At 61.7% G+C, this 3,751-nt stretch carries 2 protein-coding genes; both read right to left on the bottom strand.

The features are described 5' to 3' along the window. Positions 1-111 precede the first annotated feature (111 nt). Positions 112-2,964, bottom strand: a complete 2,853-nt coding sequence (gene gcvP, locus DCO47_RS26100; protein WP_116659233.1) for an aminomethyl-transferring glycine dehydrogenase — start codon at positions 2,962-2,964, stop codon at positions 112-114. A gap of 11 nt (positions 2,965-2,975) precedes the next feature. Further along, positions 2,976-3,359 (bottom strand): glycine cleavage system protein GcvH, encoded by a 384-nt coding sequence (gene gcvH / locus DCO47_RS26105; protein ID WP_039758162.1) that lies wholly within the window; start codon positions 3,357-3,359, stop codon positions 2,976-2,978. Between the last annotated feature and the right edge of the window lie 392 nt (positions 3,360-3,751).

Here is a 3,751-nt window from a genome sequence, read left to right on the forward strand (position 1 = left end):
GGTATGTCAGATAACAATTGAGTCGGCTGATCCACCGCTATCGCGAGCAGGCTCACTCCTACAGGGGGCTGCGGCGTGTGGGGGATCGGTGCAACTGATCCCCCTATACGGTTAAGCGTAGCTTTCGATCGATGGGCAGGCGCACACCAGGTTGCGATCACCGAAGACGTTGTCGACCCGGCCGACCGGCGGCCAGTATTTGCCTTCGATCAGCGAGGCGACCGGGTACACCGCTTGCTCGCGGCTGTACGGGTGAGTCCACTCGCCGACCAGTTCCGCTGCGGTGTGCGGGGCGTTTTTCAGTGGGTTGTCTTCCTTGTCCAGGGTGCCGTTTTCCACTGCGCGGATTTCTTCGCGGATGCGGATCATGGCGTCGCAGAAGCGATCCAGCTCTTCCTTGGATTCGCTTTCGGTCGGCTCGATCATCAGCGTGCCCGCGACCGGGAACGACATGGTCGGTGCGTGGAAACCGAAGTCGATCAGGCGCTTGGCGACGTCATCGACGCTGATGCCGCTGCTGTCTTTCAACGGACGCAGATCGAGGATGCACTCGTGTGCCACCAAGCCATTGCTGCCGGTGTACAGCACTGGATAGTGCTCTTCCAGACGACGGGAAATGTAGTTGGCATTGAGGATCGCCAGTTGCGAAGCGCGCTTCAGACCGGCGCCACCCATCATGCGGATATACATCCAGGTGATCGGCAGAATGCTCGCGCTGCCGAACGGTGCCGCACAGACCGCGCCTTCCTTGCGTGCCATCTGGCCGTGGCCTGGCAGGAACGGGGTCAAGTGCGATTTGACGCCAATCGGGCCGACGCCCGGGCCGCCACCGCCGTGGGGGATGCAGAAGGTTTTGTGCAGGTTCAGGTGGGAGACGTCGCCGCCGAACTTGCCCGGAGCGCAGAGGCCGACCATGGCGTTCATGTTGGCGCCGTCGATGTACACCTGGCCGCCGTTGTCGTGAATGATCGCGCAGATTTCGCGGATGCCTTCTTCGAACACGCCGTGGGTCGACGGGTAAGTGATCATCAATGCAGCGAGGTGTTCACGGTGCTCGATGGCTTTGGCGCGCAGGTCTTCGATGTCGACGTTGCCACGGGCATCGCACGCGGTGACGACCACGCGCATGCCAGCCATTTGCGCAGTTGCCGGGTTGGTGCCGTGGGCCGATGACGGGATCAGGCAGATGTCGCGGCGCTCATCGCCACGGCTCTGGTGATAGGCGCGGATTGCCAGGAGACCTGCGTATTCACCTTGCGAACCAGCGTTCGGTTGCAGCGAGATCGCGTCGTAACCGGTGGCGGCACAGAGCATCGCTTCCAGTTCATCGGTCAGTTGCTGGTAACCGGCGCTTTGCTCGGCCGGGGCGAACGGGTGCAGCGCACCGAATTCGGCCCAGGTCACCGGAATCATTTCGCTGGCGGCGTTGAGTTTCATGGTGCACGAGCCCAGCGGGATCATGGTGCGATCCAGCGCCAGGTCTTTGTCCGCCAGTTTGCGCAGGTAGCGCATCAGCTCGGTTTCCGAGTGATAGCGGTTGAACACCGGGTGGCTGAGGATCGGCGACTGACGCACCAGCGCAGCAGGGATGGTGCTCTGCGCCGAAGCGACCAGCGCAGCGAAATCCGGCAGGGTCTTGCCGTCGGCGAACAGGCCCCACAGGGTTTCGATATCAGCCTGGGTGGTGGTTTCATCGACCGACAGGCCCAGACGTTCAGCATCGATCACGCGCAGGTTGATCTGCGCAGCGTGCGCCTTGTCGTGCAGCGCGGCGGTGTGTGCGCCGGTGGCTACGGTCAGGGTGTCGAAGAAACTGGCTTGTTCGACGTTAGCGCCCAGTGCGCTCAGGCCCTTGGCCAGAATCGCGGTCAGGTGGTGCACGCGGTTGGCGATCTGGGTCAGGCCTTTCGGGCCGTGGTAGACGGCGTACATGCTGGCGATGTTGGCCAGCAGCACCTGCGCGGTGCAGATGTTCGACGTGGCCTTTTCGCGGCGGATGTGTTGCTCGCGGGTCTGCATCGCCAGACGCAGGGCCGGCTTGCCGAAGCGGTCAACCGAGACACCGACCAGACGGCCGGGCATGTCACGCTTGAACGCATCTTTGGTGGAGAAGTAAGCGGCGTGCGGGCCACCGAAGCCCAGCGGCACGCCGAAGCGTTGCGCTGAACCGATCGCCACGTCGGCGCCGAATTCGCCCGGTGCGGTGAGCAGGGTCAGGGCCAGCAGATCAGCGGCCACGGCCACCAAAGCGTTGGCGGCGTGGAAGCGTTCGGTCAGTTCGCGGTAGTCGAACAGATCACCGTTGCTCGCCGGGTATTGCAGCAGCGCGCCGAAGAACGGCGTCACGTCAGTCAGCTCGCGCTCATCGCCCACTACAACTTCAATGCCCAGCGGCTCGGCACGGGTGCGCAGCACGTCGAGGGTTTGCGGGTGGCTGTGGATCGAGGCGAAGAATTGGTGGCTGCCCTTGTTCTTGCTCAGGCGTTTGCAGAAGGTCATGGCTTCCGCAGCGGCGGTGGCTTCGTCGAGCAGGGAGGCGTTGGCGATCGGCAGGCCGGTGAGGTCGCTGATCAGGGTCTGGAAGTTCAGCAGCGCTTCGAGACGGCCCTGGGAAATTTCTGGCTGGTATGGGGTGTAAGCGGTGTACCAGGCCGGGTTTTCCAGCAGGTTGCGCAGGATCGGCGACGGCGTGTGGCAGTTGTAGTAGCCCTGGCCGATGTAGGTTTTGAACAGTTGGTTTTTGCCAGCGATGGATTTGATCATCGCCAGGGCGTCGGCCTCGCTGAGGCCGTCGTCCATGCCGAGCACGCTGGTGCCCTTGATGCTTTCCGGGATGACGCTGGCGCTCAGCGCTTCGAGGGAATCGAAGCCGAGGCTGTTGAGCATGGCTTGCTCGTCACCGGCGCGCGGGCCGATGTGACGGGCGATGAATTCGTTGGCGGTGCCGAGATTGATGGCGGTCATGGCGTAATTCCTCAGGCTTCGGCTTGGGCTTTGATCAGGCGGTCATAGGCGTCCTGATCGAGCAGTTTGCCGACAGCGGCGGCGTCGCTTGGCTGGAAGCGGAAGAACCAGCCTTCGCCCAGCGGATCTTCGTTGACCAGCTCAGGAGCGTCTTGCAGCGCCGGGTTGACTTCCAGCACGTCGCCATCGAGCGGCATGTACACGCCGCTGGCGGCTTTCACCGATTCCACGGTGGCGGCTTCGGCGCCTTTTTCGTAAGCCTGCAGCTCAGGCAGTTGCACGAACACCACGTCGCCCAGGGCGTTCTGCGCAAACGCGGTGATGCCGACAGTGACACTGCCGTCGGCTTCGGTGCGCAGCCATTCGTGATCTTCAGTAAAACGCAACTCGCTCATGGAAACTCCTCAGGGGCCAGACTCGTCTGGTGGACGCGGTGGAAAGCTTGGGGCGGGGAGCCCTAATAGATGAGGAGACAGGTAGCAAGAATGCGGCCAAGGTTAATTTATCTATATAAATCAATAGTTTGGCTGTTTGTCGCATTTCTCGGGATGTCGCTGTTGTAGCGAAATCGCTACAGCTTGGGGCGATGAGAAAAGCTGAACGGGATCAAAGCGTTGCGCAGCGCAGGTGATAGGCGGGTGTAGCGATATCGTTCCGCTGTAGCGCTTTCGGTACAGGTGAAGGTCGCTTTTGAACAGATTTCAAATCCGCCACAAATCATTGTAGGAGTGAGCCTGCTCGCGATAGCGGTGTGGCAGACGACAAATTAATTGACTGATAAACCGCT

Origin of the sequence: Pseudomonas sp. NDM, from assembly GCF_003105095.1 — a bacterium.
GTDB lineage: Bacteria > Pseudomonadota > Gammaproteobacteria > Pseudomonadales > Pseudomonadaceae > Aquipseudomonas > Aquipseudomonas moraviensis_A.